Here is a 23,976-nt window from a genome sequence, read left to right on the forward strand (position 1 = left end):
AATTTTCACCATTCATTTGTTTGTGCAAAAGTTTAGGTAAGAGGTGTTATTTAGAAAATATAATTTAATTTAATAAAAATGATGAATAAAAGTAACGTGTTAGGCCTGGTATTATTTTTTATGATGACTTTATGTGTGCAAGGTCAAAGCGTTGTTGGTAAATGGAAGACCATTGATGATGAAACAGGAAAAGCCAAATCAATTGTGGAAATCTACGAGCGTTCCGGAAAAATTTATGGAAAAATCATCGATATTTTAGATGCTGAAAAGAAAAAAAACTTGTGTGTAAATTGCCCTGGTGACGAAAAAAACAAACCGGTTTTAGGTCTTGTTATTATTAAAGGACTTACAAAAGATGGTAATGAATACAATGCAGGAAAGATTCTTGACCCAACATCAGGAAAATTATACAAATGCTTTTTGGCTCTCGAAGGAAACGACAAATTAAAAGTGCGCGGATATGTCGGCGTAGCATTATTTGGAAGAACACAAACCTGGAACAGAGTGAAATAATTATAAATTGTGAGTTATGAGTTCAAAATAAAGAATCAGCATAACTCAAAATTCATAACTGATAATTAAATACAAATGCATTTCGTCGAAGTAATTTTACCGCTTTCTTTAGCCAAAACCTTTACCTATAGCGTCTCTGAAGCGGAGTTCCATTATATAAAAATTGGGATGCGGTTGGCAGTTCCTTTTGGTAAAAGTAAAATTTATACGGCATTAGTTATTGAAATTCATCAAAACAAACCCAGTTTGTACGAAGCCAAGGAAATTCATCAAATTCTGGATGAAAAACCCATTGTAACTGAAATCCAAATTGCACACTGGCGATGGATTGCTTCCTATTATATGTGCACCATTGGTGATGTATATCGTGGTGCCATGCCAAGTGCCCTTTTGCTGGAAAGCGAAACCGTAATTTCTCAAAAAACAGATTTAGTTGTAGATACAAGTCTGCTTTCGGACGATGAATTTTTGGTTTACGAAGCTTTGCAGCAACAAAGTTCTTTGAAAGTGCAGGACATTATGGCTATTTTGAACAAAAAAAATATCTTTCCTGTCATTCAAAAATTGATAGACAAAAATATATTAATACTTCAGGAAGAAATACAGGAAACCTATAAACCTAAGTTAGTGCGTTATGTTCGTTTGCATCCTAAATATGAATCAAACGATGGGTTGAGCGAATTATTAGAAACACTTAAAAGTGCCAATAAGCAAAAGGAAATTGTATTAAATTATTTTCAATTGAGCGCTACAGAGAAAAAACCCATTACCGTAAAAAAACTTGTTGAAGCGGCCAATTCTTCTTCGGCAATTGTTAAGGCATTAATTGAAAAAGAGATATTCGAAGATTATTTTCTTCAGGAAGACCGAGTTAATTTTACAGGAAAAATACGCGAAGATCAATTGCAGTTGAGTTTGGCTCAGCAAAAAGCTTTTGAGGAAATCAAAGAGAGTTTCATTCAAAAAGAAGTGTGTTTGTTACATGGTGTCACTTCGAGCGGGAAAACAGAAATCTATATCAAACTCATTGAAGAATATCTGGAAACCGGAAAACAAATCTTGTATTTATTACCGGAAATTGCTTTGACGACTCAATTGGTTGGCAGGCTGCGAACTTATTTTGGTAATAAAGTAGCTGTTTTTCATTCGAAATATAATAATAACGAGCGCATCGAAGTTTGGAATCAAGTTTTGGTAAATTCTGAAAAAGCGCAAGTGGTGATAGGAGCGAGGTCGTCCTTGTTTTTGCCATTTTATAATCTGGGATTCATAATTGTCGATGAAGAACACGAACAGACTTTTAAGCAAGTAGATTCAGCGCCGCGTTACCATGCTCGCGATGCGGCTATAGTTTTGGCTCATTCGCATAAAGCAAAAGTGCTTTTGGGTTCGGCTACGCCAAGTATTGAAACGTATTTCAATGCTAAATCGGGTAAATTTGGTCTGGTCGAAATTTCGGAACGATTTGGGAATGTCATGATGCCGAATATTGAATTGGTGGATTTGAAAGATAAATACTTTCGTAAAAAGATGACAGGGCATTTTAGTGATGTTTTAATTGAGGAAATCAATATCGCTTTGTCATTGGGTGAACAAGTCATTTTATTTCAAAACAGACGCGGATATTCTCCTGTAATAGAATGTATCACTTGCGGTCACGTACCACAATGTCAGCAGTGTGATGTGAGTTTAACCTATCATAAGCATAAAAATCAGTTGCGCTGTCATTATTGTGGATATACAATGGCAAAACCTACGCATTGTCATTCCTGTTCCAGTGTTGATTTGACTACAAAAGGCTTTGGAACCGAACAAATAGAACAAGAGTTAGTGTCTATTTTTCCAAATTCTAAAATTGGAAGAATGGATCAGGATACCACCAGAGGAAAATTTGGATTCGAAAAAATTATCGATAGCTTCAAGAATAGAGAAATGGATATTTTAGTTGGAACGCAAATGCTGGCCAAGGGATTGGATTTTGATAACGTGAGTTTGGTGGGAATCATGAATGCTGATAATATGTTGTATCATCCTGATTTTAGGGCTTTCGAGAGAAGTTTTCAAATGATGACTCAAGTTGCAGGAAGGGCAGGACGTTCAGAAAAACAAGGAAAAGTGGTTATACAGACGTATAACCCCAATCATAATACAATTCAGCAAGTTACTAATAATGATTATTTGGGTATGTACAAGGAACAGTTGTATGACCGCCAAATATATAAATACCCACCGTATTTCAGGATTATAAAACTAACCTTGAAACAGCGCGATTTTGATAAATTAAAAGAAGGTTCGATGTGGTTGTATCAAGTGATGAGCCAGAACCTGAATATGCCGGTGCTGGGACCTGAAGAGCCTGCAATAAGTAGAATTAGAAACGAATACATTCGTACGATTATAATTAAAATCCCTCAGAATGCGTCAATTGTAAACACAAAAAAAACTATCCAGAAAATGTTGAATAGTTTTGAAGCTGTTGCTCAATACAGAGCTATAAAAGTTACGTCAAACGTCGATTTTTATTAAAATTCAGTTGGTTATGAAAAGGCAAGTGCTCTTACTAAATCTTCTTTTTTATGTCTGCTCAAAGGAATTTTTGTAACTCCAATTTCAGCAAATTTACTATTGAAACGTTCTACTTTATCAATGTTGATAATATAGGATTTGTGTACACGTACAAACTTTTCTTTTGACAGGTCATTTTCAAAAGATTTCATGGTAGAAAGTACCAGATTGCTGTCTTCTTCAGTAACTACTCTAACGTAATCGCCAAAAGCTTCAATCCATTTTATTTTAGAAGTGAAAATTTTCAATTTTTTCAAATTGCTTTTAATGAAAATATGTTCTCCTTCTTCTTCTTTGTTTTCTTTTTTAAGTAGATGTAAGTCAATAGCTCTTTTAACCGAAGCATTGAATCTGTCTATTGCAATTGGTTTTTGAAGATAGTCAGTAGCATCATAATCAAACGCTTTCATGGCATACTCAGCTTTTGAGGTGATGAAAATAATTTGAGGTTTTACTTTTAAACCATCCAAAAAATCAAAACCGCTAATTACAGGCATTTCAATGTCTAGAAAGATAAGGTCAACATTGTGTATGGACATACAACTTCTCGCTTCGATTGCATTAGAAAAATCACCGATCAAGTGTAAATTTTGATGATTATTAACTAACTTAGCGATAATCATTCTCTGGATAGAACTATCATCTACTACAACACAGTTTAGTTTCATAATATAGTATTTTAGATTTGGCAGAGTAAATATATTACTTTTTTATTTAAAAAAAATTAATTGAGCCGATTTTTTTACCATACGTCGAATAAAATGAAATAAGACTTGCTTAATAGGATTAATTGATTACTTTTGCACCCAAAATAACAAATAAATATATATTTATGAATCATTATGAAACTGTTTTCATTTTAAATCCCGTTTTATCTGAAGTTCAGGTAAAGGAAACAGTAAGCAAATTTGAAGATTTTCTTACTAGTAGAGGAGCAGAAATGGTGTCGAAAGAAGACTGGGGCCTTAAAAAAATGGCTTACGAAATTCAAAACAAAAAAAGTGGTTTTTACCATTTATTCGAATTCAAAGTAGCTGGAGAAGTACTTGTTGCTTTTGAAACTGAATTTAGACGTGACGAAAGAGTAATGCGTTTCTTGACTGTAAGTCTTGACAAACACGCTATTTCTTGGGCTGAAAGAAGAAGAACTAAATTAAAATCTACAAAAGCTTAATTATCATGGCAACATTACAACAATCGGCTTCAGGAAAAAAAGACGGAGATATCAGATATCTTACGCCTTTGAACATAGAAACTAACAAAACTAAAAAGTATTGTCGTTTCAAAAAATCAGGTATCAAATATATTGACTATAAAGATGCTGATTTCTTATTGAAATTCGTTAATGAGCAAGGAAAAATTCTTCCTCGTCGTTTAACTGGAACTTCATTGAAATACCAAAGAAAAGTGTCAGTAGCTGTAAAAAGAGCGCGTCACTTAGCTTTAATGCCATATGTGGCTGATTTACTAAAATAATAATTAAACTCAGTTGTTGGTTTTCTGAAACATGAAACCTAACTTCTATAACAAAGGACAACAACATGGAACTTATATTAAGACAAGACGTTCAAAATTTAGGCTTTAAAGATGATATTGTAACGGTAAAAAATGGTTACGGTCGTAACTTTTTAATCCCTCAAGGTCATGCACATTTAGCAACTTCTTCTGCAAAGAAAGTGTTAGCTGAAAACCTAAAACAAAGAGCACACAAAGAAGCTAAAGTGGTAGCAGATGCAAAAGCATTAGCTGAAGCTTTAAAAGCTATCGAAATTAAAATCTTTGCAAAAGCAGGTGGTGAAAAATTATTCGGTTCAATCACGAATATTGATATCGCTGAATCTTTAGCTAAAGGTGGACAACAAATCGAAAGAAAATTCATCACAAGCGGAATCGTTAAACGTACTGGTAAATATACTGCCAGCGTTCGTTTACACAGAGATGTTATCGTTGAATTAGACTACGAAATCGTTGCTGAAAAATAACATTTAGTTAACATTTTGTTAATAAAATATAAAAATCACTCTTAGGAGTGATTTTTTTTTGCCTAATTTTGACCAAAATAACTAACATTCAATCAGATGAAAAAAATTATTACATTATTACTAATCTTTAGTAGTTTTTACTCAGTCATTGGGCAAACGACTACTTCTAGTATTAAAGGGCTTGTAAAAAGTTCCAATAATGAGACGCTTCCAGGAGCTACTGTACAGGCAATCCATACTCCAACAGGGTCTAAGTATTCAGCTTTATCGAATGAAGATGGAAGGTTCAGTATGTTGAATATGAGAATTGGCGGTCCTTACAAAATTGTTGTAACATTTGTAGGGTATCAAAGTGAAGAATTCAACGATGTTTACCTTGATTTGGGTAAAGTGTTTAGTTTGGATGTTCTCTTGAAAGATGAAAGCCAGAAATTAGAGGAAGTGAAAGTGGTTAGTTCTAAGAACAAGGTTTTCCAAAGTGGTAGAACAGGTGCTGAAACAACAATTGGTCGAAGAGAATTATCGGCATTGCCTTCTATTTCAAGATCAGCAGATGATTTTACCCGTTTAGAGCCAACTGCAAGTGGAGGTTCTTTTGGTGGTAGAAACGATCAATACAACAGTTACTCTCTCAATGGAGCGGTTTTCAACAATCCCTTCGGATTGGATGCAGCAACTCCAGGTGGTCAAACAGGTTCTCAACCTATTTCATTGGATGCAATTGACCAAATTCAGGTTGCGACTGCCCCTTATGATGTTACTTTGTCAGGTTTTACAGGAGCTTCTGTAAATGCAGTCACTAAATCAGGTTCAAATGAATTTCATGGAACTGCTTATGCTTTTTACAGAAATCAAGACATGACAGGTAGTAAAATAAAAGGGGAGAAAATATTTGTGCCTTCACTAGAGCAAACACAGGCAGGTTTTAGTGTTGGTGGACCAATTATTAAAAATAAATTATTCTTCTTCACCAATTTTTAAATTGACGAAAGAAGCGATTTAGGATCTAATTTTGTTGCTAATGATGGAGATGCCGTAACTGGTATTAATGAATCCAGAGTTTTGGAAACAGATTTGATTAATGTTTCAAATGCGCTAGCATCTTTAGGGTATAATACAGGTGCTTATCAAGGATTCTCTCATAATTCAAACTCTAAGAAAGGGATTGTAAAATTAGATTGGAACATTGATGATAATAATAAATTAGCCGTTATTTATAATTTCTTGGATGCATCCAAAGATAAGCCGGCTCACCCTACAGCCTTAGGTTTTAGAGGGCCAAACGCATCAATTCTTCAGTTTGAGAAATCAGGGTATCAGATAAACAACGAATTAGATTCATTTTTAGTTGAATTAAATTCAAAATTCAGTGAAACTGTTTCGAATAAATTACAAGCCGGTTACACGCATTTTAATGATTATAGAAATCCATTTTCTTCGCCAGCTCCAATAATTAATATTCAGGACGGAGCGGGTTCTAATTATATTATTGCCGGTCATGAGCCATTTTCAATCCATAATACTTTAGACCAGAAAGTTTTTCAAATTACAGACAATTTGAATTATACTGTAGGGAATCACTCTTTTACTTTTGGTGCTTCATTTGAAAAATTTCAGTTCAAAAACTCATTTAATTTAACAGCTTATGAGAATTTTGGAACTTTTGGTACTCTAGGTAATTATTACGGAACATTTAGTCCTTATCCTAACGTAACCTCATTTTTAGCAGATGCTTCAGCACCTTTGGCAGCAAGTTTTATTAAACAAAACCTTGTTTATGCTCAAAATCAATTTAATTCTTTGAATTCATTTGAAGTAGGTGAAGATAAAGGTTGGAAATTAGCTGAATTAAATGTAGGACAGTTAGCATTTTACGCTCAAGATGATTGGAGTGTAAATGATAATTTTAAATTATCATTTGGTTTAAGAGCTGATAAACCGTTATATTTTAATACAGCAGATTTGATTCAAAAGTACATTGATACAGATAATGGAGCTACGAGAAATAATGCTACTCAGTATTATGATCCGGAAACTGGTAATCAAGTTCCTTTGATATCAACAAAATTACCTAGCGATAAATTGCTTTGGTCTCCTAGACTTGGATTTAACTGGGATGTAAATGGAAATAAAACAACACAACTTCGTGGAGGAACTGGAATTTTTACAGGGAGAATTCCTTTTGTTTGGTTAGGAAATCAGGTAAGCGGTGCTGATGATGGTTTTTTCCAAATTATGGATCCAGATTATAAATGGCCACAAGTTTGGAGAACCAGTTTAGGTTTTGATCATAAATTTGAAAGCAATTATATAGTTACTGTTGATATGTCTTATAACAAAGATCTTAATGGAGTTCACGTGCAAAACTGGGGATTAAAAACACCTTCGGGAACTTTAGTGGGTGTTGATAACAGGTTAATTTATGATAATGCTACTGATAAGCAAAGTAATAATGCTTATGTAATGACAAATTCAGATAAAGGAAGTGCATTTAACTCTTCTATCAAATTACAAAAGAATTTTGATAACGGATTGTTTGCTAGTTTAGCGTATAACTATTTGAAATCTAAAGATGTAAATTCGATTGAAGCAGAAATTACAGGTGATGCTTTTGCTTTTAATCCAGCTTTAGGTAACGTAAATAATGCCGTTTTATCTGATTCTAAATATGGAGATACGCACCGTTTTATTGGTGTAGCTTCAAAAAAATGGAAATATGGTAATGACAAATGGGCGACTACTGTTTCTACTTTCTTTGAATATGCTCAAGGAGGTCGTTTTAACTATATCTATGGTGGAGATATCAATGGTGATGGTTCAGGTACCAATGATTTGATTTATATACCTACTTCAACAGAAATTGGTGCTATGGCTTTTTCTGGAGTAGGACAAGGAGCGGCATTTGATGCATTTATCAGTCAAGATGATTATTTGAATGAAAGAAGAGGTCAGTATGCAGAGCGTTATGGTGCTTTGTCTCCATGGAGAGGAAAATGGGATTTTAAATTTATGCAAGATTATAACTTTAAAGTTTCTTCTGCTTCTACTAAAACGAATACAATTCAATTCAGTATTGATGTGTTGAATTTAGGTAATTTGATTAATTCTGATTGGGGATTGGTTCAAGTGCCAACAAGTGTTCAACCAATTGGTGTATCTGTAGATCAAACTACAAAAATACCAACATATACTTTTAATGGAACCCAAACTAAAACTTTCAACTATGATGCAAGTTTATTGTCAAGATGGCAAGCGCAGTTTGGAGTGAGATATATTTTCTAAAACAGCAAAAAATATATTAAATTTGCCCTCTCGTTTGAGAGGGCTTTTTTTTTGATTTAAAATGTCAAAAGAAAGTTGAAAACAAAAGTTAAATACTAAAATACAATAATGAAATACTCAAGATTAACAAAAGAACAATTTGAGGAATTGAATCCCGAATTCAGTACTTTTTTAGCAACTCAAGCGATTGATAAAGCCGAGTGGGATAAAATAAAAGCCGAGAAACCAGAAGTTGCTGAACAGGAATTAGACGTTTTTTCTGATTTGATTTGGGAAGGTGTTCTTTCAAAAGCAACGTATTTAGAGCATTTTTCTAAAAATCATATTTTCCTTTTTCATTGTTTTGATACCCATGTTCAATCGATTGTTTTAAAATCATTGGTTCCTGAAGTTGATTTTTTGACCAAAGATGGGTTGCAATGGCTTAGCGATAATATGTTTACGGATACTATTGAAATGAAAGTTGGGAAAAAAGAGTTTACAGATGAGCGCAATACTTCCATTTTTGAATTGATACAACAAGGTTCGTTTTTGAGTGATGGCCTTTTGTACCAACAAATAAATACGATTATAGCCTCGTAATTGTATTGCTATTTATTTTTAATTGGTTATTTTAGTACACTTTTTCAAAACTAAAATAGCCAATTTTTATTTTCTATGGATATTCAAAATACGATTCAAAAATTAAGGGAGGAATTAAACCAACACAACCATAATTATTATGTGTTAGATACACCCACAATTTCCGATTTTGAATTTGATTTAAAATTAAAACAACTTCAGGATTTAGAAAATAAATATCCAGAATATTTTGATGAAAATTCCCCTTCACAAAGAGTAGGGGGCGCGATTACCAAAAACTTCCAAACCGTTGCTCATGAGCATCGAATGTATTCGTTGGATAATTCCTATTCCAAAGAAGAATTAATGGACTGGGAGAAGCGTGTTCAAAAAGTTTTAGGAGATGTCCCTTTAGAATATACCTGTGAATTAAAATACGACGGAGCATCTATCAGTATTACTTATGAAAACGGGAAACTAAAACGTGCTGTTACGCGTGGAGACGGTTTTCAAGGAGATGATGTCACTAATAATATCAAAACCATAAAATCAATTCCATTAAAAATAAAAGGAAATTTTCCTGCTACATTTGATGTCCGCGGTGAAATCATTTTACCATTTGCCGGATTCGAAAAAATGAATCAGGAATTAATTGAAATTGGAGAAACGCCTTATTCAAATCCAAGGAATACAGCTTCCGGAAGTTTAAAATTGCAAGATAGTGCTGAAGTTGCAAAAAGGCCTTTGGATTGTCTGTTGTATTTTTTAATTGGAAATAATCTTCCTTTCAAATCTCAATTCGAAGGATTAGAAACGGCAAGAAATTGGGGTTTTAAAGTACCAAAAGAAGCAAAATTAGCCAATAGTTTAACCGAGGTTTTCGACTTTATTGATTATTGGGATGTTCACAGGCACAATCTTCCGTATGAAACGGATGGCGTAGTGGTAAAAGTAAATTCTTTTCAACATCAAGATGAATTGGGTTTTACAGCTAAATCACCTCGTTGGGCAATAGCCTATAAATTCAAATCGGAACAAGTTTCAACAAAGCTAAATTCAATTTCGTATCAAGTAGGCAGAACGGGTTCCATAACTCCAGTGGCCAACTTAGAGCCGGTACAATTAGCCGGAACTATTGTAAAACGCGCCTCTTTGCACAATGCGGACCAAATAGAAAAACTAGATATTCGAGTAGGAGATACTGTTTTTGTAGAAAAAGGAGGAGAGATAATTCCTAAAATAATTGCAGTCGATTTTATTAAACGTCCAGAAAACTCAGAAGCTACAAAATACATTACACATTGTCCGGAATGCAATACGGAATTGGTGAGAAGTGAGGGCGAAGCCAATCATTATTGCCCTAATTTTTATGGTTGTCCACCGCAGATTATTGGAAGGATTCAGCATTATATTTCCCGAAAAGCCATGGATATTGAAGGTCTTGGAGGAGAAACGGTAGCATTACTGTTTAATAATGGATTGGTTCATAATTATGCTGATTTGTATGAGTTGACCGTTGAGCAAATTCGCCCTTTGGAACGAATGGCTCAAAAATCAGCTGAGAATTTAGTAAATGGAGTGGCCAATTCAAAAAGTATTCCTTTCGAGCGCGTTTTGTTTGCTCTTGGAATCCGATTTGTTGGAGAAACGGTTGCTAAAAAACTAGCCAAACATTATAAAAGTATCGATGCATTGCGTAAGGCTACATTGATGGATTTAATTTTAGTGGATGAAATTGGAGATCGAATAGCACAAAGTGTGCTTGACTTTTTTGAAAACGAGGAAAATAGAATTATTATTGACCGACTAAAAAGTTTTGGTGTTCAATTTGAAATTGTTGAAAAGATAAATCCAAATGCCACAGACAAACTTTCCGGAAAAATCTTTGTTGTTTCAGGAGTTTTTGAAAAATTTTCCAGAGATGATTTGAAAAAAGCTATTGAAGATAACGGCGGAAAAGTAGGAAGTTCTATTTCGGCAAAGACGGATTATGTTGTTGCGGGAGATAATATGGGACCCGCTAAACTGGATAAAGCAACTAAACTGAATATCCCGATAATTTCCGAAGATGACTTTATGAAACTGATAAATGAAAGCTAATACACCTTCACTGATCCTTTATTTTTCAGCTTGCCTTTTTACTATTTTATTTAATTTGATAGGTCAGGAAGAGTATGTATTTTATGCAAAATCCCTAGTAGTACCATCCATTTTTATTTATTATTTAACTACAAATAATTATAAAATTGATTTAATAAAAGGAGGGGTTTTTTTGTTTTCTTTTATAGGGGATGTTTTTATCTTGATGAGCGACAATAATTCGGAAGTAGGTTCAGTACTGAGTTTTTTGACCGTTTATCTGCTGCTTACAATTCATCTTGTTAATGGGTTCAAAAAATTAAAATTTAATAGAACGGATGTTTTATCTATACTATGTGTAATTCTTGTAATGCTCGTTTTATCAGTTACTATTTTGAGTTTGCAATTTGAGAAAATGAAAACAGATTTTTCAATAATTATAATCTACAGTATAATCTTGGGTACATTAATTTGTATTTCTGTTGTAAATTATATTACAAAAAGCAATTATGCTTTTTTGAATTTGGTATTAATGTCAACTTGCTTTTTGCTTTCGGATGTTTTTTATGTTCTAAATGGTTTTTATCTGTCACTTTTTACCTTTAGTTTAATTGAAACAATAACTCAGGTGTTTTCGTATTATTTTATGGTCAATTACTTTATTGAGAATGATAAGTTCTTAAAGAAATAGATGCTTGTCTATTACTAATACCAATGTATTTAATTTTGTCATTTCGACGAAGGAGAAATCACATAACGAGAACAACTAATGAGATTTCTCCTTCGTCGAAATGACAAAACAGCTAAATTTTATTCATAAGATGTAACTTGGTACAAGTATCGGATAATCATAAAAAAAACTATACAATAATCGATTTTCCTTCAAAAGCTTTTGCTTTGTCGTTATCCAGATAAAAATCTATTCGGCCCAGATTTATACCGTAACAACCCACTTGGTTTACTAGAACTTCTTTGCCGGCAAGATTTTTTACAACGGTAGGCTTCTCTAGAAAAGTGTGTGTGTGTCCACCAATAATCAAGTCAATGTCTTGCGTTAGTTCTGCTAATTTCAAATCACATATTTTAGTAGGTTCGTCTCTGTATTTATACCCTAAATGAGACAAACAAATCACTAAATCGCATTTTTGTTCTTTCTTTAAAATCCGAACCATATCTTGAGCCGTTTCAAGAGGATTGTTGTAAACGGTTTCTTTATACATTCCTTTATCTACTAATCCATCAAGTTCGATTCCAAGTCCAAAAACACCCACTTTAATGCCATTCTTATGGAATATTTTATACGGTTTTACAAAACCATCCATCACGGTGTTTTTAAAATCGTAGTTGGCTGATATAAACTCAAATTTAGCATGCGGCATTTGTGCATGTAAACCTTCAACACCGTTATCAAAATCGTGATTTCCTATCGTAGAAGCATCATATTGCATCATGCTCATCAATTTGAATTCTAATTCTCCACCGTAATAATTAAAATAAGGCGTTCCTTGAAAAATATCGCCCGCATCCAGCAATAATACATTTGGATTTTCTTTTCGAATCGTTTCAATCAAAGCGGCTCTTCGCGCTACGCCACCCATATTTGCATTTCTGGGATGATCCGCAGGAAACGGATCAATGTAACTGTGCACATCATTCGTATGTAAGATAGTAAGATGTCTTTTTTGTGAAGATTCAAAGCTGCTTAATGATAAACCTAAACTTAGTAAAGCTGAACTCGCAGCTGTTTTTTCTATAAATTCTCTTCTTTTCATTTTTATATTTTTTGGAGCTATTTCCCGTTTTTCGCTGTATCCACGCAAAAAAAAGCGTGGGATGCCGCTTCAATCGGGGCTAGGGCTTTACGTTTCTAAAACTATTTTGGTGTCTAAGTTCGAATTACTTATTCAACAGTAATTCTAACATCATTTATTACAGGAATTGTATCTACTTCTTTAAAATAATCAATAAGAATATTTCGTAGTTTATAGTCTAAATCAAATTTCTGAACACCTTTTTTAAAGAAATTCATATTATCTCCGCCATTAGACAAATAATCATTGGTTCCCACGTAATAAATAGTCTCTTTTTGAACAGGTTTTCCTTGTACCAATATGTTTTTTGGAAGATTGTTTTTATCAATGGTAAATGTTACTCCAGCCAGTGGATGTGGTTTTTTTTCGGCGATAAAATAATCGACCATTTCAAGAATTTGTTCTCCTTTTAAAGCAATGACAACCAAACTATTTTCAAAAGGCATAATTTCAAAAGCCGTTCTTGCGGTTACATTTCCTTTTGGAAGTATGGAGCGAATCCCCCCGCTATTAAGCAAACAAATAGCAATGTTCTTTTTTTCTCTGGCTTGAAATACAATGTTTCCTTTCATCAAAGTAACATCAGCCATCAAATTACCAATTGTAGTTTGCCATTTCCCCGTGCTTTTATCTAATGTTTCCGGACAATAGGCCAGAACGCTGTCTAAATCTTTGTTGATGTGTTCTCTGTAAGGTTTGATGAAATTTTCAATTTGAGGAACTTGATTAGCCTTTTCGGTGATTGGAATTCGTTTGCCTTCTATTTTAGTAACGTAGTAATTTTGTTTGCTGCAAGAGGCAACAAAAAAAAATGTTAAGAATATAACAAAAAGTTTAGAAACGTCGTTATACTTTTTTAGATTTACCATTTTAAATGCGACTTAATTAATTAATTTTGTAATCAAGTAAAAGTAATATGTTTTTGAATTATATAAAGGATTATTTTGTAAAAAAAACATTAAAAAAAAGCTTTCAAAATTTAAAAAATAATGAGTCAGTTAATGTTGTAAAAACAATTGGTTTACTGGTTGATGGCACTCGTTTTGCCAAAACGGAAGCATTGATTGCTGCGTTAACGGCAAACGGAATTCTACCGGAAAATATAACAACAATTGTTTACAGGGATAAATTTAAGAAAACAGCAGACAAAAAATTTCCTGTATTCAATTCAGGACATTTAAAATGGAATGGAGAAATTTCTTCTCCGGAAGTAAATGATTTTATCAATAAAAAATTTGATTTGTTAATCAGTTATTACGACATAGAAAAAGCAATTTTATTAAAAATTAATCATGATTCAAAAGCGCAATTTAAAGTCGGTTTTTCATTAATAGACAATAGATTAAATCATTTTATGATTAAAACGTATGTCGATAATTATACACTTTTTGTAAGTGAATTATTCAAATATTTAAAATTATTAAACAAATTATAAATCTAATATGCAATCATTAATAGGTACTGGTGTTGCTCTTGTGACCCCGTTTAAAGAAGATTTTTCAATTGACACCGAAGCATTAAAAAGAATCGTAAATTTTTCAATCGATGGAGGAATTGAATATCTTGTAGTTTTGGGTACAACTGCAGAAAATGCAACATTGTCTCAAGACGAAAAAGAATTAGTTATTAGTACCGTAATCGAGGCTAATAACGGAAGTTTACCATTAGTACTTGGAGTAGGAGGAAACAACACTTTTAAAGTGACAGAAGAGTTGAGAACAAGAGATTTGTCTCCATTTGCAGCGGTTTTATCGGTTTCACCGTATTATAACAAACCTACTCAGGAAGGTATTTACCAACACTTTAAAGCAGTTGCTGAAGCATCGCCAATTCCTGTAATTTTATACAATGTTCCAGGAAGAACAGCCAGCAATATGTTGCCTTCAACGGTTATACGCTTGGCTAATGATTTTGAAAATATCGTTGCAATAAAAGAAGCAGCAGGAGATATTGTTCAAGCGATGCAATTGTTAAAAAACAAACCAAAAGATTTTCTGGTAATTTCAGGTGACGATATGATTGCTTTGCCGATGGTTTTGGCAGGAGGATCAGGTGTTATATCTGTAATTGGGCAAGGTTTTCCTAAAGAATTTTCTGAAATGATTCGATTAGGTTTGAATCGAAAAGTAGATGAAGCATTCAAATCACAATACCTTTTGGCGGATTGTATTGATATGATTTTTGAGCAAGGAAATCCGGCAGGAATCAAACAAGTGTTTCTATCACTGGGAATTTCAGAAAACACAGTGCGTTTGCCACTTGTAAAAGTAGATGATTCGCTCGCAAGCAGAATTGATCAGTTTGTCAAAAAAGTCAATAAACAAGGGTAAAAAAAGACGCTTTTTTTAAACAAAAAATATATTTTGAAGTCGCTAAATTAATAACTAAATTTGCCACCGAAACTTCGGTATGATTTTATGGGGTGTTTCAACCAAGAAATCATAAAAAAAGTAAAAAAATGAAAAAAATTATATCTCTATTGCTTCTTGTAGTTCTATTCAGTTCTTGTAACGAATACCAAAAAGCATTAAAAACCGAAGATGTCGCTGTTAAATTTGAAATGGCCACTAAATTATACGACGCAGGAAAATATTCTAAAGCGATTCGTATTTTTGAACAAATTGCTCCGGCTTACAGAGGGAAACCTCAAGCGGAAAAATTGTTTTACATGTTTGCTCAATCCTATTACAAAACAAAACAATATTACTTGGCAGGGTATCAATTTGAAAGCTTTGTTTCGGGATATCCAAAAAGTGAAAAATTACAGGAAGCAGCCTATTTGGGAGCAAAAAGCTACTCTATGTTATCTCCTGTTTATAGTTTAGATCAAACAGATACCACAAAAGCATTAGATAAATTGCAATCATTTATTGATAATTACCCTAATTCAGAGTATTTAACGGAGGCTAATAGTGCCGTAAAAGTGCTTAGTGAAAAAATAGAAAAAAAGGTTTTCGAAAATGCTAAAGGATACAATACAATTTCTGATTATAAATCAGCAATTGTTGCTTTAGACAATTTTGTAGCGGATTATCCGGGAACTCCATTAAAAGAAGATGCTTTATATTACAAGTTAGATTCAGCCTATCAATTGGCTATTAATAGTATCCCATCAAAAATGGAAGAGCGATTAAATGTTGCAAAAGTAGCACAATCGAACTTGATTAAATTTAAAGCGGATACCAAATACAAGCAAGAAGCAAACGAAATGTTAGCTCGAATAGATAAAGATTTACAAAAATTTACTAAATAAATAAAGTCATGGATTTAAAAAAGACGAATGCTCCAGTAAATACAATAACATACAACAAAACTGTTATTGAAGAACCTACTGGTAATGTGTATGAAGCAATAACCATTATGGCTAAAAGAGCAAACCAAATCAATTCTGAAATTAAAAAAGAATTGACTGAAAAATTGGAAGAATTTGCTACATATAATGACAGTCTTGAAGAAGTTTTTGAAAACAAAGAGCAAATTGAGGTTTCAAAGTTTTACGAAAAACTACCTAAGCCACACGCTTTAGCAGTTCAAGAATGGTTAGATGGTAAAATCTACCACAGAGATTCAAATAAATAATAGTTACTATGTCAGTTTTAAGCGGTAAGAAAATTCTACTTGGAGTTTCTGGTGGAATTGCAGCCTATAAAACAGCCACATTAGTACGACTTTTCATAAAAGCAGGTGCGCATGTCCAAGTGATAATGACACCTGCTTCTAAGGATTTTGTAACTCCTCTTACGTTATCTACGTTATCCAAAAATCCTGTACATTCCAGTTTTTATAATCAAGACGACGAAAATGAAAAATGGAACAATCATGTTGAATTAGCACTTTGGGCTGATTTGATGGTTATTGCTCCTGCAACAGCAAATACTTTGTCGAAAATGACAAACGGTACTTGTGATAATCTATTGATTGCAGCTTATCTATCAGCAAAATGTCCGGTGTATTTTGCTCCTGCAATGGATTTAGACATGTACAAACATCCTTCTACCATTGCTAATTTCTCTTCTCTTACTCAGTTTGGCAATGTAATAATTCCTGCCGAAAGCGGTGAATTAGCAAGCGGATTATCCGGTGAAGGAAGAATGGCGGAACCTGAAAATATTGTAGCTTTTCTGGAAGCAGATTTAAACAGCAAATTACCTCTTAAAGGAAAAAAAATATTAATTACTGCCGGTCCCACATACGAAGCAATAGATCCTGTGCGTTTTATAGGAAATCATTCTTCGGGTAAAATGGGTTTTGATATAGCGATAAGCGCTGCAAATCTAGGTGCTTCGGTGATTTTGGTTTCGGGACCTACAAATTGTAAAGTTTCAAATCCATTGATTAATGTGATTAGTGTTGTATCTGCAGAAGAAATGTATGTGGCTTGTCATCAGTTTTATGCCGATGTGGATGTTGCGATTGCGGCTGCGGCCGTTGCAGATTACAAACCCAAGATTGTTGCACAACAAAAAATAAAAAAAGCAGCTGATAATTTTACAATAGAACTCGAAAAAACGAAGGATATATTAGCTTCTTTGGGTGAACAAAAGAAAAATCAGTTTCTGATAGGTTTTGCTTTAGAAACAGAAAATGAAATTGAAAATGCGACCTTGAAAATTCAGAAAAAAAACTTAGATTTGATTGTTTTAAATTCGCTTCAAGATCAGGGTGCTGGTTTTGGTAAAGCAACGAATAAAGTTACCTTTATTGATAAATATTTCAATATTGAGCCAATGGAATTGAAATCGAAAGAAGCTGTTGCTGATGATATTCTAGAAAAGGTGAAAGTACATTTTATGAAATAGGGTAACGGATTGTAATAGAAACGCAATGTTGGTGTTTGAATTATAGATAACCGTTAAGAAATAATACAAATCTACAGATGAATAAAATAATTATTTTTTTTCTGCTTTTTACTTTTGGGCTTACGCAAGCGCAACAATTAAACTGTACGGTAACGGTTGATTCACAAAAATTGAGTGTTACAAATCAGCAAGTTTTTAAAACCTTGCAAACTTCAATAAGTGAGTTTGTAAATAAAACGGATTGGACGGGGCAAACGGTTAAGCAAAGCGAAAAAATTAATTGTTCGATGTACATTACGGTTTCTTCGAATAGCTCAGATCAATTTACTGCAACTATTCAAGTGCAATCTTCAAGGCCTATTTTTAATTCCTCTTATTCATCTCCAGTATTAAATTACAATGATAAAGACTTTAATTTTAGATATACAGAGTTTGAAAATCTAATTTTTAGTCCAACTACATTCGATTCTAATTTAATTTCTGTTTTGGCTTTTTATAGTTATATGATTTTAGGAATGGATGCGGATACTTTTGTTTCCGAATCTGGGAATTCTTATTTTGAAACGGCTCAAAATATCTCGAATGTAGCACAACAAGGCGGTTCTAAAGGATGGAGCCAAACTGATGGAAATCAAAACCGTTACTTTTTAATAAACGATATTTTATCTCCTGCATTCAAACAAGTGCGACAATCCATGTTAGATTATCATACTGGTTTAGACCTAATGAGTAAGGATTTAAAAGCGTCTAAAGAAAAAATAAAAGGATCACTAATCGATTTGACTAAACTAAATGCTTCCAGACCCAACGCATTTTTAACCCGTGTCTTTTTTGATGCTAAATCAGATGAAATCGTTTCTATTTTTTCTGGTGGACCCAGTATTACAATTTCAGATTTAGTAGATAATCTGAATAAAATTTCTCCTTTGAATTCAAGTAAATGGATGCTGATAAAATATTAATTGATTTTCAATTTTTAGTTTAATCCAGCTTCACATCACAAAACAATATAGTAAATGATAACGTCACTTTCGATAAAAAACTATGCCTTAATAGAAAAATTGTCTATCGATTTTTCAAAAGGTTTCTCAACAATCACAGGAGAAACGGGTGCAGGAAAATCAATAATTTTAGGAGCATTAGGACTGGTTTTAGGAAAAAGAGCCGACTTAACTTCTTTAAAAAGCAAAGAAGAAAAGTGTGTCATTGAAGCTCATTTTGAAATTTCTAAGTATAATTTGCTTCCTTTTTTTGAGGCAAATGATCTGGATTATGAAAATGACACCATAATTAGACGTGAAATCCTTCCTTCAGGAAAATCAAGAGCTTTTATAAATGACAGTCCTGTAAATCTTCAGGAATTGCAGGAACTGAGCTTGTTCTTGATTGATATTCATTCGCAACAGCAAACCCAAGAACTTTCGGATGAAAATGTGCAGTTCGAAATTATTGATGCAATTGCCAATAATAAAGAAACAATTTTGGAGTATCAATCGCTTTTAAAAAGCTATAAATTGGATAAATCCAAATTAAATTCGCTGTTGAAAAGACAAAGCGAATCTAAGAAAGTGCAGGAATACAATACTTTTTTATTGGATGAATTAGTTGCGGCACAATTAAAATCGGGCGAGCAAGAAACTCTTGAAACTGATTTTGAAAAATTGAATAATGTTGAGATTATAAAAGAATCTATCGATAGATCTTTGGCTATAGCCAATGAAGAACAAATTGGTGTTATGCATAATTTGAATGAAATCAAGGTTTCATTACAAAAAATCGCCTCTTTTTCGACTGAATATCATTCTTTGTTAGACAGGATTACAAGCGTAACGATTGAGTTTGATGATATTTCGGATGAAATGAATCGCTGTTCCGAAAAACTTATTAATGATCCGGAACAATTGGACTTAATCAGTCAAAAGCTTCAGGTGATTTTTAATTTGCAAAAGAAGCATCAGGTTTCCTCTGTGGATGAACTACTGGAAATTCAAGCGAATCTTGAGAATTCAGTTTTAGAATTAGGCAATATGGAAGAAGAAATCGCTGCACTGACGATTTCTATTGAACAAAAAACAGTTGAATTAGATACTTTTTCGACTACAATTCATACTAATAGATTGGATTCAATTCCAGTTTTATCTCATAAGCTGATTACCATTTTAGAAACTTTGGGAATGCCAAATGTTCGCTTCAATATTGATATTAATACTACGGAAACGTATTTCCAAAATGGAAAAGATGAGCTTCAGTTTTTATTCTCGGCCAATAAAGGAACTGATTTTGGTTTGTTGAAAAAAGTGGCTTCCGGCGGAGAAATGTCAAGGATTATGCTTGCTGTTAAGGCGATATTAGCACAATACTCAAAATTGCCAACACTAATTTTTGATGAAATTGACACCGGTGTTTCCGGAGAAATCGCTATCAGAATGGGAGAAATCATGAAGGAAATGAGCCAGGAAATGCAAATTTTTGCCATCACCCATTTACCTCAAATTGCAGCAAAAGGAAATGCACATTTCAAGGTATTTAAATCGACTGTTGGTGACGATACACAATCTGAATTGAAGTTATTAAACGGAGAAGAAAGAGTGGTGGAAATTGCTCAAATGTTATCTGGAACGGTTGTTTCTGATTCGGCCTTAAATCACGCTAAAGCCTTGCTGAATTAGGTGTAGAATATAAGGGTTTTAAGGATGTGATAGGAGCTGTAAATAAATTACAGTAAATAAGATGTTATAAAAGTAGAATAAAGATGTTGAAAATTGTCAGTGATTATCTGGATAAATGCCAGTTTTTTTTGAGTTGCTTAAAGTTAGATTTCGTACTTTATTTATTTTTATTTTTTTTGTGTTCTTGTAGTAATAAAGTTCTAACTGCATACGAAATACCACCTAAAATTATTGAAAATGTCAGGAAAAATGATACAGTTTGTAATTCAATTGAGGAGGCTATAAAGCATAAACAAACAATTACAAAGTTGAGACTCTATAAAACTTATATAAGCATTCAAGATTTTGAAAATATATGTAATTTTAATAATTTGGAGGATTTAGATTTTCAATTTTGTGATCTGGATTCGATTCCTACTTCAATTAAAAAACTTAAAAAGTTAGAAAGAATTGGGATAAGAGGAAGTAATTTAACTTCAATTCCAAAGGAAATTGGGCAATGTGAAAATTTGAAAGATGTTAATTTTGCAAATAATAAGCTTAGTACTATTCCAAAAGAGTTGTCTAATTTAAAAAAAATGGAATATTTAGATTTGGGACATAATCAAATAGAAGTATTACCTGACGAGATATGTATTTTAACAAACTTAAATACTTTATATCTTGGAGATAATAAATTAACATATTTGCCATTGGAATTTGGGAAATTAAAAAAACTCCGGGAGTTATTAGTTTATAAAAATCAATTAAAAAAGTTGCCAAGAAGTTTCGGAAAATTGGAGAAGTTGTTTCGTTTAAACGTAAGTGATAACGAACTAAAATCGATTGGTTTTAGTTTCTATAAATTAAATGATTTATGGGAATTAAATTTTAAAAATAACAAAATTGATAAATTCTCTAGTTCATTTTCTAAGAAAAATTCCATTCATGAAATAAATTTATCAAATAATGAAATTAAAAAGATTTCAAATGGCATCAGAAAATTACTTTGGTTAACATCTTTAAAACTCTCTCAAAATCAAATAAGTGAATTGCCAAAAGGGTTAGGTAATTTAAATGATTTGAATAGTCTTAATATTTCAAATAATAAAATAATAATTTTGCCAGTTGAATTATCAGAGTTAAATAATTTAGAAAGGATTCTGATAAACGGAAACAAAAATATTAACATTCCAATTGAATTTGCAAACTCTAAGAGTATTAAGTATATTACAATTGATAAAGAAGATTATAAAAGTAAAAAAAAGTTTGAAAAAATAAATAAAAACTTTGAGTTTTATAGTGTTAATGAATAAGTTTAGGCTGTAATTAAGCGATAAATGTATGATGTATCTTCACAAATGTTATCTGGAACGGTTGTTTCTGATTCGGCCTTAAATCATGCTAAAGCCTTGCTGAACTAATTTTTTACTTTATATTTGTTTCCTTTAAAGACAAGATTTTTGCATCAGCAATAAAACGATTACACGAATAAATAAAAAAACGAATAACCAAGAATATGATTATAGAACCTAGAATGAGAGGATTTATTTGTACGACATCTCACCCAAAAGGATGCGAACAAAATGTTAAAAATCAAATTGAATATATTAAATCAAAAGGACCTATAAACGGGGCTAAAAAAGTATTGGTAATTGGAGCTTCAACCGGATTTGGTTTAGCTTCCAGAATTACAAGTGCTTTTGGTTCTAATGCAGGAACTATTGGCGTATTTTTTGAAAAACCTCCAACAGAAGGTAAAACCGCTTCACCAGGTTGGTATAATTCTGCTGCTTTCGAAACTGAAGCGCATAAAGCAGGTTTATATGCAAAAAGTATCAATGGTGATGCGTTTTCGAATGAAGTAAAACAACAAACATTAGATCTTATAAAAGCAGATTTAGGACAAGTGGACTTAGTAATCTATAGTTTAGCTTCTCCTGTTCGTATGCATCCGGTTACCGGTGTTTTGCATCGTTCTGTTTTGAAACCTATCGGAAGTACTTTTACCAATAAAACAGTTGATTTTCATTCTGGTAAAGTTTCAGAAATTTCAATTGAGCCTTGTAGTGGAGATGATATTGAAAATACGATTGCAGTAATGGGCGGTGAAGATTGGAGTATGTGGATTGATGCTTTAAAAGCTCAAAATCTATTGGCTCCTGGCGCTACAACTGTTGCTTATTCTTATATTGGGCCATCATTGACTGAGGCGGTTTATAGAAAAGGTACAATTGGTCGTGCCAAGGATCATCTTGAAGCGACTGCATTTGCTATCACTGACAGTTTAGCTGCTACTAATGGTAAAGCATTTGTTTCGGTAAATAAAGCATTGGTTACACAAGCAAGTTCAGCTATTCCGGTTATTCCATTGTATATTTCTTTGTTGTATAAAATAATGAAAGAAGAAGGAATTCATGAAGGTTGTATCGAACAAATTCAACGTTTGTACCAAGAAAGATTATATACTGGAAATGAAGTTCCAGTTGATGAGAAAGGAAGAATCCGTATTGACGATTTAGAAATGCGTCCTGATGTTCAAGAAAAAGTGGCTAAATTGTGGATTGAAGCTGTAACTGAAAATTTATCTGAAATAGGAGATTTGGAAGGATACAGAAAAGATTTTTACAATCTATTTGGCTTTGACGTAGAAGGAGTAGATTATAAAGCAGATGCTAACGAAGTGGTAAACATCGAAAGTATTGCTTAATCCTTACTAAATTAAATATTTAGTTTCTGTAATGCATCTTAATTTCACAATGGTTTTATTCATTTCGAAATTAAGATGCATTATTTTTTTTAAAAGAACAGACTTAAATTAATTATATCATGTATAACTTACTAAAAGGAAAAAGAGGAATCATTTTCGGTGCTTTGGATGAAAATTCAATTGCATGGAAAACAGCAGAAAGAGTGTTTGAAGAAGGAGGAACTTTTGTTCTTACCAATGCTCCTGCTTCCATACGAATGGGAACGATTGATGAGCTGGCGAAAAAAACAAATTCTCAAATTATTCCTGCTGATGCAACATCTGTGGCTGATTTAGAGCATTTAGTTGACCAAGCTATGGAAATTCTGGGTGGGAAAATAGATTTTGTTTTGCATTCTATCGGAATGTCCGTTAATGTTAGAAAGGGCAACCATTATACCAATCAGAATTACGATTATACGGAGAAAGGATGGAATGTTTCGGCGGTTTCTTTTCATAAAGTAATGCAGGTTTTATATAAAAAAGATGCCATGAACGAGTGGGGAAGCATTGTTGCGCTTTCTTATATGGCAGCACAACGCGTGTTTCCAGATTATAACGACATGGCGGATAACAAAGCGTTTTTAGAGTCTATAGCACGTAGTTTTGGTTATTTCTTTGGTAGAGATAAAAAAGTAAGAGTCAATACTATTTCTCAATCTCCAACGCCTACAACGGCTGGTCAGGGCGTAAAAGGATTTGACGGATTTATAAATTTTGCCGAGAAAATGTCACCTTTAGGGAATGCATCTGCTTTAGATTGTGCTAATTATACCCTAACACTATTTTCTGATTTGACCAGAAAAGTAACGTTACAAAACTTATTGCATGATGGTGGTTTCTCAAACATGGGAGTAAGCCAGGAAGTGATGGAAATGTTTGAATAAAAAGCAGTAAATTATTTATAAAACCATCGATTAATAGTTGATGGTTTTTTTATGGATAAAGATTATATTTGTTAAAATTTTTTAAGTCTAAAAAACATCT

21 protein-coding genes and 1 pseudogene are annotated in these 23,976 nt (G+C 32.9%); 19 read left to right on the forward strand and 3 right to left on the reverse strand.

Translation table 11 applies throughout. The annotated features are described in order from the left end of the window. Positions 1-81 precede the first annotated feature (81 nt). Together E0I26_RS10605 and priA are read left to right on the forward strand one after the other, a co-directional pair. Entirely contained in the window at positions 82-513 is a 432-nt protein-coding gene (locus E0I26_RS10605; RefSeq protein WP_165929437.1) for a DUF2147 domain-containing protein, read from the forward strand. A gap of 75 nt (positions 514-588) precedes the next feature. Further along, positions 589-3,039 (forward strand): replication restart helicase PriA, encoded by a 2,451-nt coding sequence (gene priA / locus E0I26_RS10610; protein WP_131916454.1) that lies wholly within the window; start codon positions 589-591, stop codon positions 3,037-3,039. A gap of 11 nt (positions 3,040-3,050) precedes the next feature. On the opposite strand, the gene E0I26_RS10615 is transcribed toward priA, so the two are convergent. Beyond that, a complete protein-coding gene (locus E0I26_RS10615) occupies positions 3,051-3,746 on the reverse strand; it encodes a LytR/AlgR family response regulator transcription factor (RefSeq protein ID WP_131916455.1) in 696 nt (231 codons plus the stop codon). A 164-nt stretch (positions 3,747-3,910) separates the two neighbouring features. On the opposite strand from E0I26_RS10615, the gene rpsF reads away from it, so the two are divergent. The 7 genes and pseudogenes from rpsF to E0I26_RS10650 all read left to right on the forward strand — a co-directional run bounded on the left by rpsF (position 3,911) and on the right by E0I26_RS10650 (position 11,673). Then, on the forward strand, positions 3,911-4,252 hold the full coding sequence (rpsF, locus tag E0I26_RS10620; protein ID WP_131916456.1) for a 30S ribosomal protein S6: 342 nt from the start codon (positions 3,911-3,913) through the stop codon (positions 4,250-4,252). A 5-nt stretch (positions 4,253-4,257) separates the two neighbouring features. Then, positions 4,258-4,554: a 30S ribosomal protein S18 gene (rpsR, locus tag E0I26_RS10625; protein ID WP_007138295.1), complete on the forward strand. Its 297-nt coding sequence runs from the start codon at positions 4,258-4,260 to the stop codon at positions 4,552-4,554. A 65-nt stretch (positions 4,555-4,619) separates the two neighbouring features. Further along, positions 4,620-5,060 (forward strand): 50S ribosomal protein L9, encoded by a 441-nt coding sequence (gene rplI / locus E0I26_RS10630; protein ID WP_099715089.1) that lies wholly within the window; start codon positions 4,620-4,622, stop codon positions 5,058-5,060. A 96-nt stretch (positions 5,061-5,156) separates the two neighbouring features. Then, positions 5,157-8,342, forward strand: a pseudogene (locus E0I26_RS10635) (TonB-dependent receptor). A gap of 108 nt (positions 8,343-8,450) precedes the next feature. Further along, positions 8,451-8,924 (forward strand): DUF6495 family protein, encoded by a 474-nt coding sequence (locus tag E0I26_RS10640; RefSeq protein ID WP_131916457.1) that lies wholly within the window; start codon positions 8,451-8,453, stop codon positions 8,922-8,924. Between the two features lie 75 nt (positions 8,925-8,999). Further along, entirely contained in the window at positions 9,000-11,003 is a 2,004-nt protein-coding gene (gene ligA / locus E0I26_RS10645; RefSeq protein WP_131916458.1) for an NAD-dependent DNA ligase LigA, read from the forward strand. Next, positions 10,993-11,673 (forward strand): lysoplasmalogenase family protein, encoded by a 681-nt coding sequence (locus E0I26_RS10650; protein ID WP_131916459.1) that lies wholly within the window; start codon positions 10,993-10,995, stop codon positions 11,671-11,673. The genes ligA and E0I26_RS10650 overlap by 11 nt, the downstream gene beginning before the upstream one ends. A 169-nt stretch (positions 11,674-11,842) precedes the next feature. Here E0I26_RS10650 and E0I26_RS10655 read toward each other — a convergent pair whose 3' ends face one another. Both E0I26_RS10655 and E0I26_RS10660 read right to left on the reverse strand, forming a co-directional pair. Continuing rightward, the gene (locus E0I26_RS10655; protein WP_131916460.1) at positions 11,843-12,754 is read right to left on the reverse strand and encodes a bifunctional metallophosphatase/5'-nucleotidase; all 912 of its coding nucleotides are present in this window, start codon (positions 12,752-12,754) and stop codon (positions 11,843-11,845) included. Between the two features lie 128 nt (positions 12,755-12,882). Continuing rightward, complete coding sequence (locus E0I26_RS10660) at positions 12,883-13,662, reverse strand: 5'-nucleotidase C-terminal domain-containing protein (RefSeq protein WP_131916461.1); 780 nt, start codon at positions 13,660-13,662, stop codon at positions 12,883-12,885. Between the two features lie 47 nt (positions 13,663-13,709). On the opposite strand from E0I26_RS10660, the gene E0I26_RS10665 reads away from it, so the two are divergent. The 10 genes from E0I26_RS10665 to E0I26_RS10710 all read left to right on the forward strand — a co-directional run bounded on the left by E0I26_RS10665 (position 13,710) and on the right by E0I26_RS10710 (position 23,876). Beyond that, positions 13,710-14,228 (forward strand): DUF6913 domain-containing protein, encoded by a 519-nt coding sequence (locus tag E0I26_RS10665; RefSeq protein ID WP_131916462.1) that lies wholly within the window; start codon positions 13,710-13,712, stop codon positions 14,226-14,228. Between the two features lie 7 nt (positions 14,229-14,235). Further along, positions 14,236-15,123 (forward strand): 4-hydroxy-tetrahydrodipicolinate synthase, encoded by an 888-nt coding sequence (gene dapA, locus E0I26_RS10670; protein WP_131916463.1) that lies wholly within the window; start codon positions 14,236-14,238, stop codon positions 15,121-15,123. Positions 15,124-15,251: 128 nt separating this feature from the next. Then, positions 15,252-16,046 carry an outer membrane protein assembly factor BamD gene (locus E0I26_RS10675; RefSeq protein ID WP_131916464.1) on the forward strand — a complete coding sequence of 265 codons (795 nt, stop codon included), beginning with the start codon at positions 15,252-15,254 and terminating at the stop codon, positions 16,044-16,046. An 8-nt stretch (positions 16,047-16,054) separates the two neighbouring features. Further along, positions 16,055-16,372 (forward strand): DNA-directed RNA polymerase subunit omega, encoded by a 318-nt coding sequence (locus E0I26_RS10680; RefSeq protein WP_026709525.1) that lies wholly within the window; start codon positions 16,055-16,057, stop codon positions 16,370-16,372. A gap of 8 nt (positions 16,373-16,380) precedes the next feature. Beyond that, entirely contained in the window at positions 16,381-17,592 is a 1,212-nt protein-coding gene (gene coaBC / locus E0I26_RS10685) for a bifunctional phosphopantothenoylcysteine decarboxylase/phosphopantothenate--cysteine ligase CoaBC (protein WP_131916465.1), read from the forward strand. 77 nt (positions 17,593-17,669) lie between these two features. Continuing rightward, positions 17,670-18,554 carry a type IX secretion system protein PorD gene (gene porD / locus E0I26_RS10690; RefSeq protein WP_131916466.1) on the forward strand — a complete coding sequence of 295 codons (885 nt, stop codon included), beginning with the start codon at positions 17,670-17,672 and terminating at the stop codon, positions 18,552-18,554. A gap of 54 nt (positions 18,555-18,608) precedes the next feature. Beyond that, positions 18,609-20,261, forward strand: coding sequence for a DNA repair protein RecN (recN, locus tag E0I26_RS10695; protein ID WP_131916467.1), 1,653 nt, complete (start codon positions 18,609-18,611; stop codon positions 20,259-20,261). An 83-nt stretch (positions 20,262-20,344) separates the two neighbouring features. Continuing rightward, a complete protein-coding gene (locus E0I26_RS10700) occupies positions 20,345-21,556 on the forward strand; it encodes a leucine-rich repeat domain-containing protein (RefSeq protein ID WP_131916468.1) in 1,212 nt (403 codons plus the stop codon). Between the two features lie 203 nt (positions 21,557-21,759). Then, the gene (gene fabV, locus E0I26_RS10705; protein WP_131916469.1) at positions 21,760-22,950 is read left to right on the forward strand and encodes an enoyl-ACP reductase FabV; all 1,191 of its coding nucleotides are present in this window, start codon (positions 21,760-21,762) and stop codon (positions 22,948-22,950) included. 116 nt (positions 22,951-23,066) lie between these two features. Continuing rightward, the gene (locus tag E0I26_RS10710; RefSeq protein WP_205728796.1) at positions 23,067-23,876 is read left to right on the forward strand and encodes an enoyl-ACP reductase FabI; all 810 of its coding nucleotides are present in this window, start codon (positions 23,067-23,069) and stop codon (positions 23,874-23,876) included. The last annotated feature ends 100 nt before the right edge of the window (positions 23,877-23,976 follow it).

It is taken from the genome of Flavobacterium rhamnosiphilum (genome assembly GCF_004349195.1).
Lineage (GTDB): Bacteria > Bacteroidota > Bacteroidia > Flavobacteriales > Flavobacteriaceae > Flavobacterium > Flavobacterium rhamnosiphilum.

Bases quoted from the DNA above. Each gene is read 5' to 3' on its own strand.
- rpsF (WP_131916456.1), top strand. From the start codon at position 3,911: ATGAATCATTATGAAACTGTTTTCATTTTAAATCCCGTTTTATCTGAA.
- E0I26_RS10640 (WP_131916457.1), top strand. From the start codon at position 8,451: ATGAAATACTCAAGATTAACAAAAGAACAATTTGAGGAATTGAATCCC.
- dapA (WP_131916463.1), top strand. From the start codon at position 14,236: ATGCAATCATTAATAGGTACTGGTGTTGCTCTTGTGACCCCGTTTAAA.
- porD (WP_131916466.1), top strand. From the start codon at position 17,670: ATGAATAAAATAATTATTTTTTTTCTGCTTTTTACTTTTGGGCTTACG.
- ligA (WP_131916458.1), top strand. From the start codon at position 9,000: ATGGATATTCAAAATACGATTCAAAAATTAAGGGAGGAATTAAACCAA.
- rpsR (WP_007138295.1), top strand. From the start codon at position 4,258: ATGGCAACATTACAACAATCGGCTTCAGGAAAAAAAGACGGAGATATC.
- E0I26_RS10680 (WP_026709525.1), top strand. From the start codon at position 16,055: ATGGATTTAAAAAAGACGAATGCTCCAGTAAATACAATAACATACAAC.
- E0I26_RS10675 (WP_131916464.1), top strand. From the start codon at position 15,252: ATGAAAAAAATTATATCTCTATTGCTTCTTGTAGTTCTATTCAGTTCT.
- E0I26_RS10650 (WP_131916459.1), top strand. From the start codon at position 10,993: ATGAAAGCTAATACACCTTCACTGATCCTTTATTTTTCAGCTTGCCTT.
- fabV (WP_131916469.1), top strand. From the start codon at position 21,760: ATGATTATAGAACCTAGAATGAGAGGATTTATTTGTACGACATCTCAC.
- E0I26_RS10655 (WP_131916460.1), bottom strand. From the start codon at position 12,754: ATGAAAAGAAGAGAATTTATAGAAAAAACAGCTGCGAGTTCAGCTTTA.
- E0I26_RS10660 (WP_131916461.1), bottom strand. From the start codon at position 13,662: ATGGTAAATCTAAAAAAGTATAACGACGTTTCTAAACTTTTTGTTATA.
- coaBC (WP_131916465.1), top strand. From the start codon at position 16,381: ATGTCAGTTTTAAGCGGTAAGAAAATTCTACTTGGAGTTTCTGGTGGA.
- priA (WP_131916454.1), top strand. From the start codon at position 589: ATGCATTTCGTCGAAGTAATTTTACCGCTTTCTTTAGCCAAAACCTTT.
- recN (WP_131916467.1), top strand. From the start codon at position 18,609: ATGATAACGTCACTTTCGATAAAAAACTATGCCTTAATAGAAAAATTG.
- E0I26_RS10665 (WP_131916462.1), top strand. From the start codon at position 13,710: ATGTTTTTGAATTATATAAAGGATTATTTTGTAAAAAAAACATTAAAA.
- E0I26_RS10605 (WP_165929437.1), top strand. From the start codon at position 82: ATGAATAAAAGTAACGTGTTAGGCCTGGTATTATTTTTTATGATGACT.
- E0I26_RS10700 (WP_131916468.1), top strand. From the start codon at position 20,345: ATGTTGAAAATTGTCAGTGATTATCTGGATAAATGCCAGTTTTTTTTG.
- rplI (WP_099715089.1), top strand. From the start codon at position 4,620: ATGGAACTTATATTAAGACAAGACGTTCAAAATTTAGGCTTTAAAGAT.
- E0I26_RS10615 (WP_131916455.1), bottom strand. From the start codon at position 3,746: ATGAAACTAAACTGTGTTGTAGTAGATGATAGTTCTATCCAGAGAATG.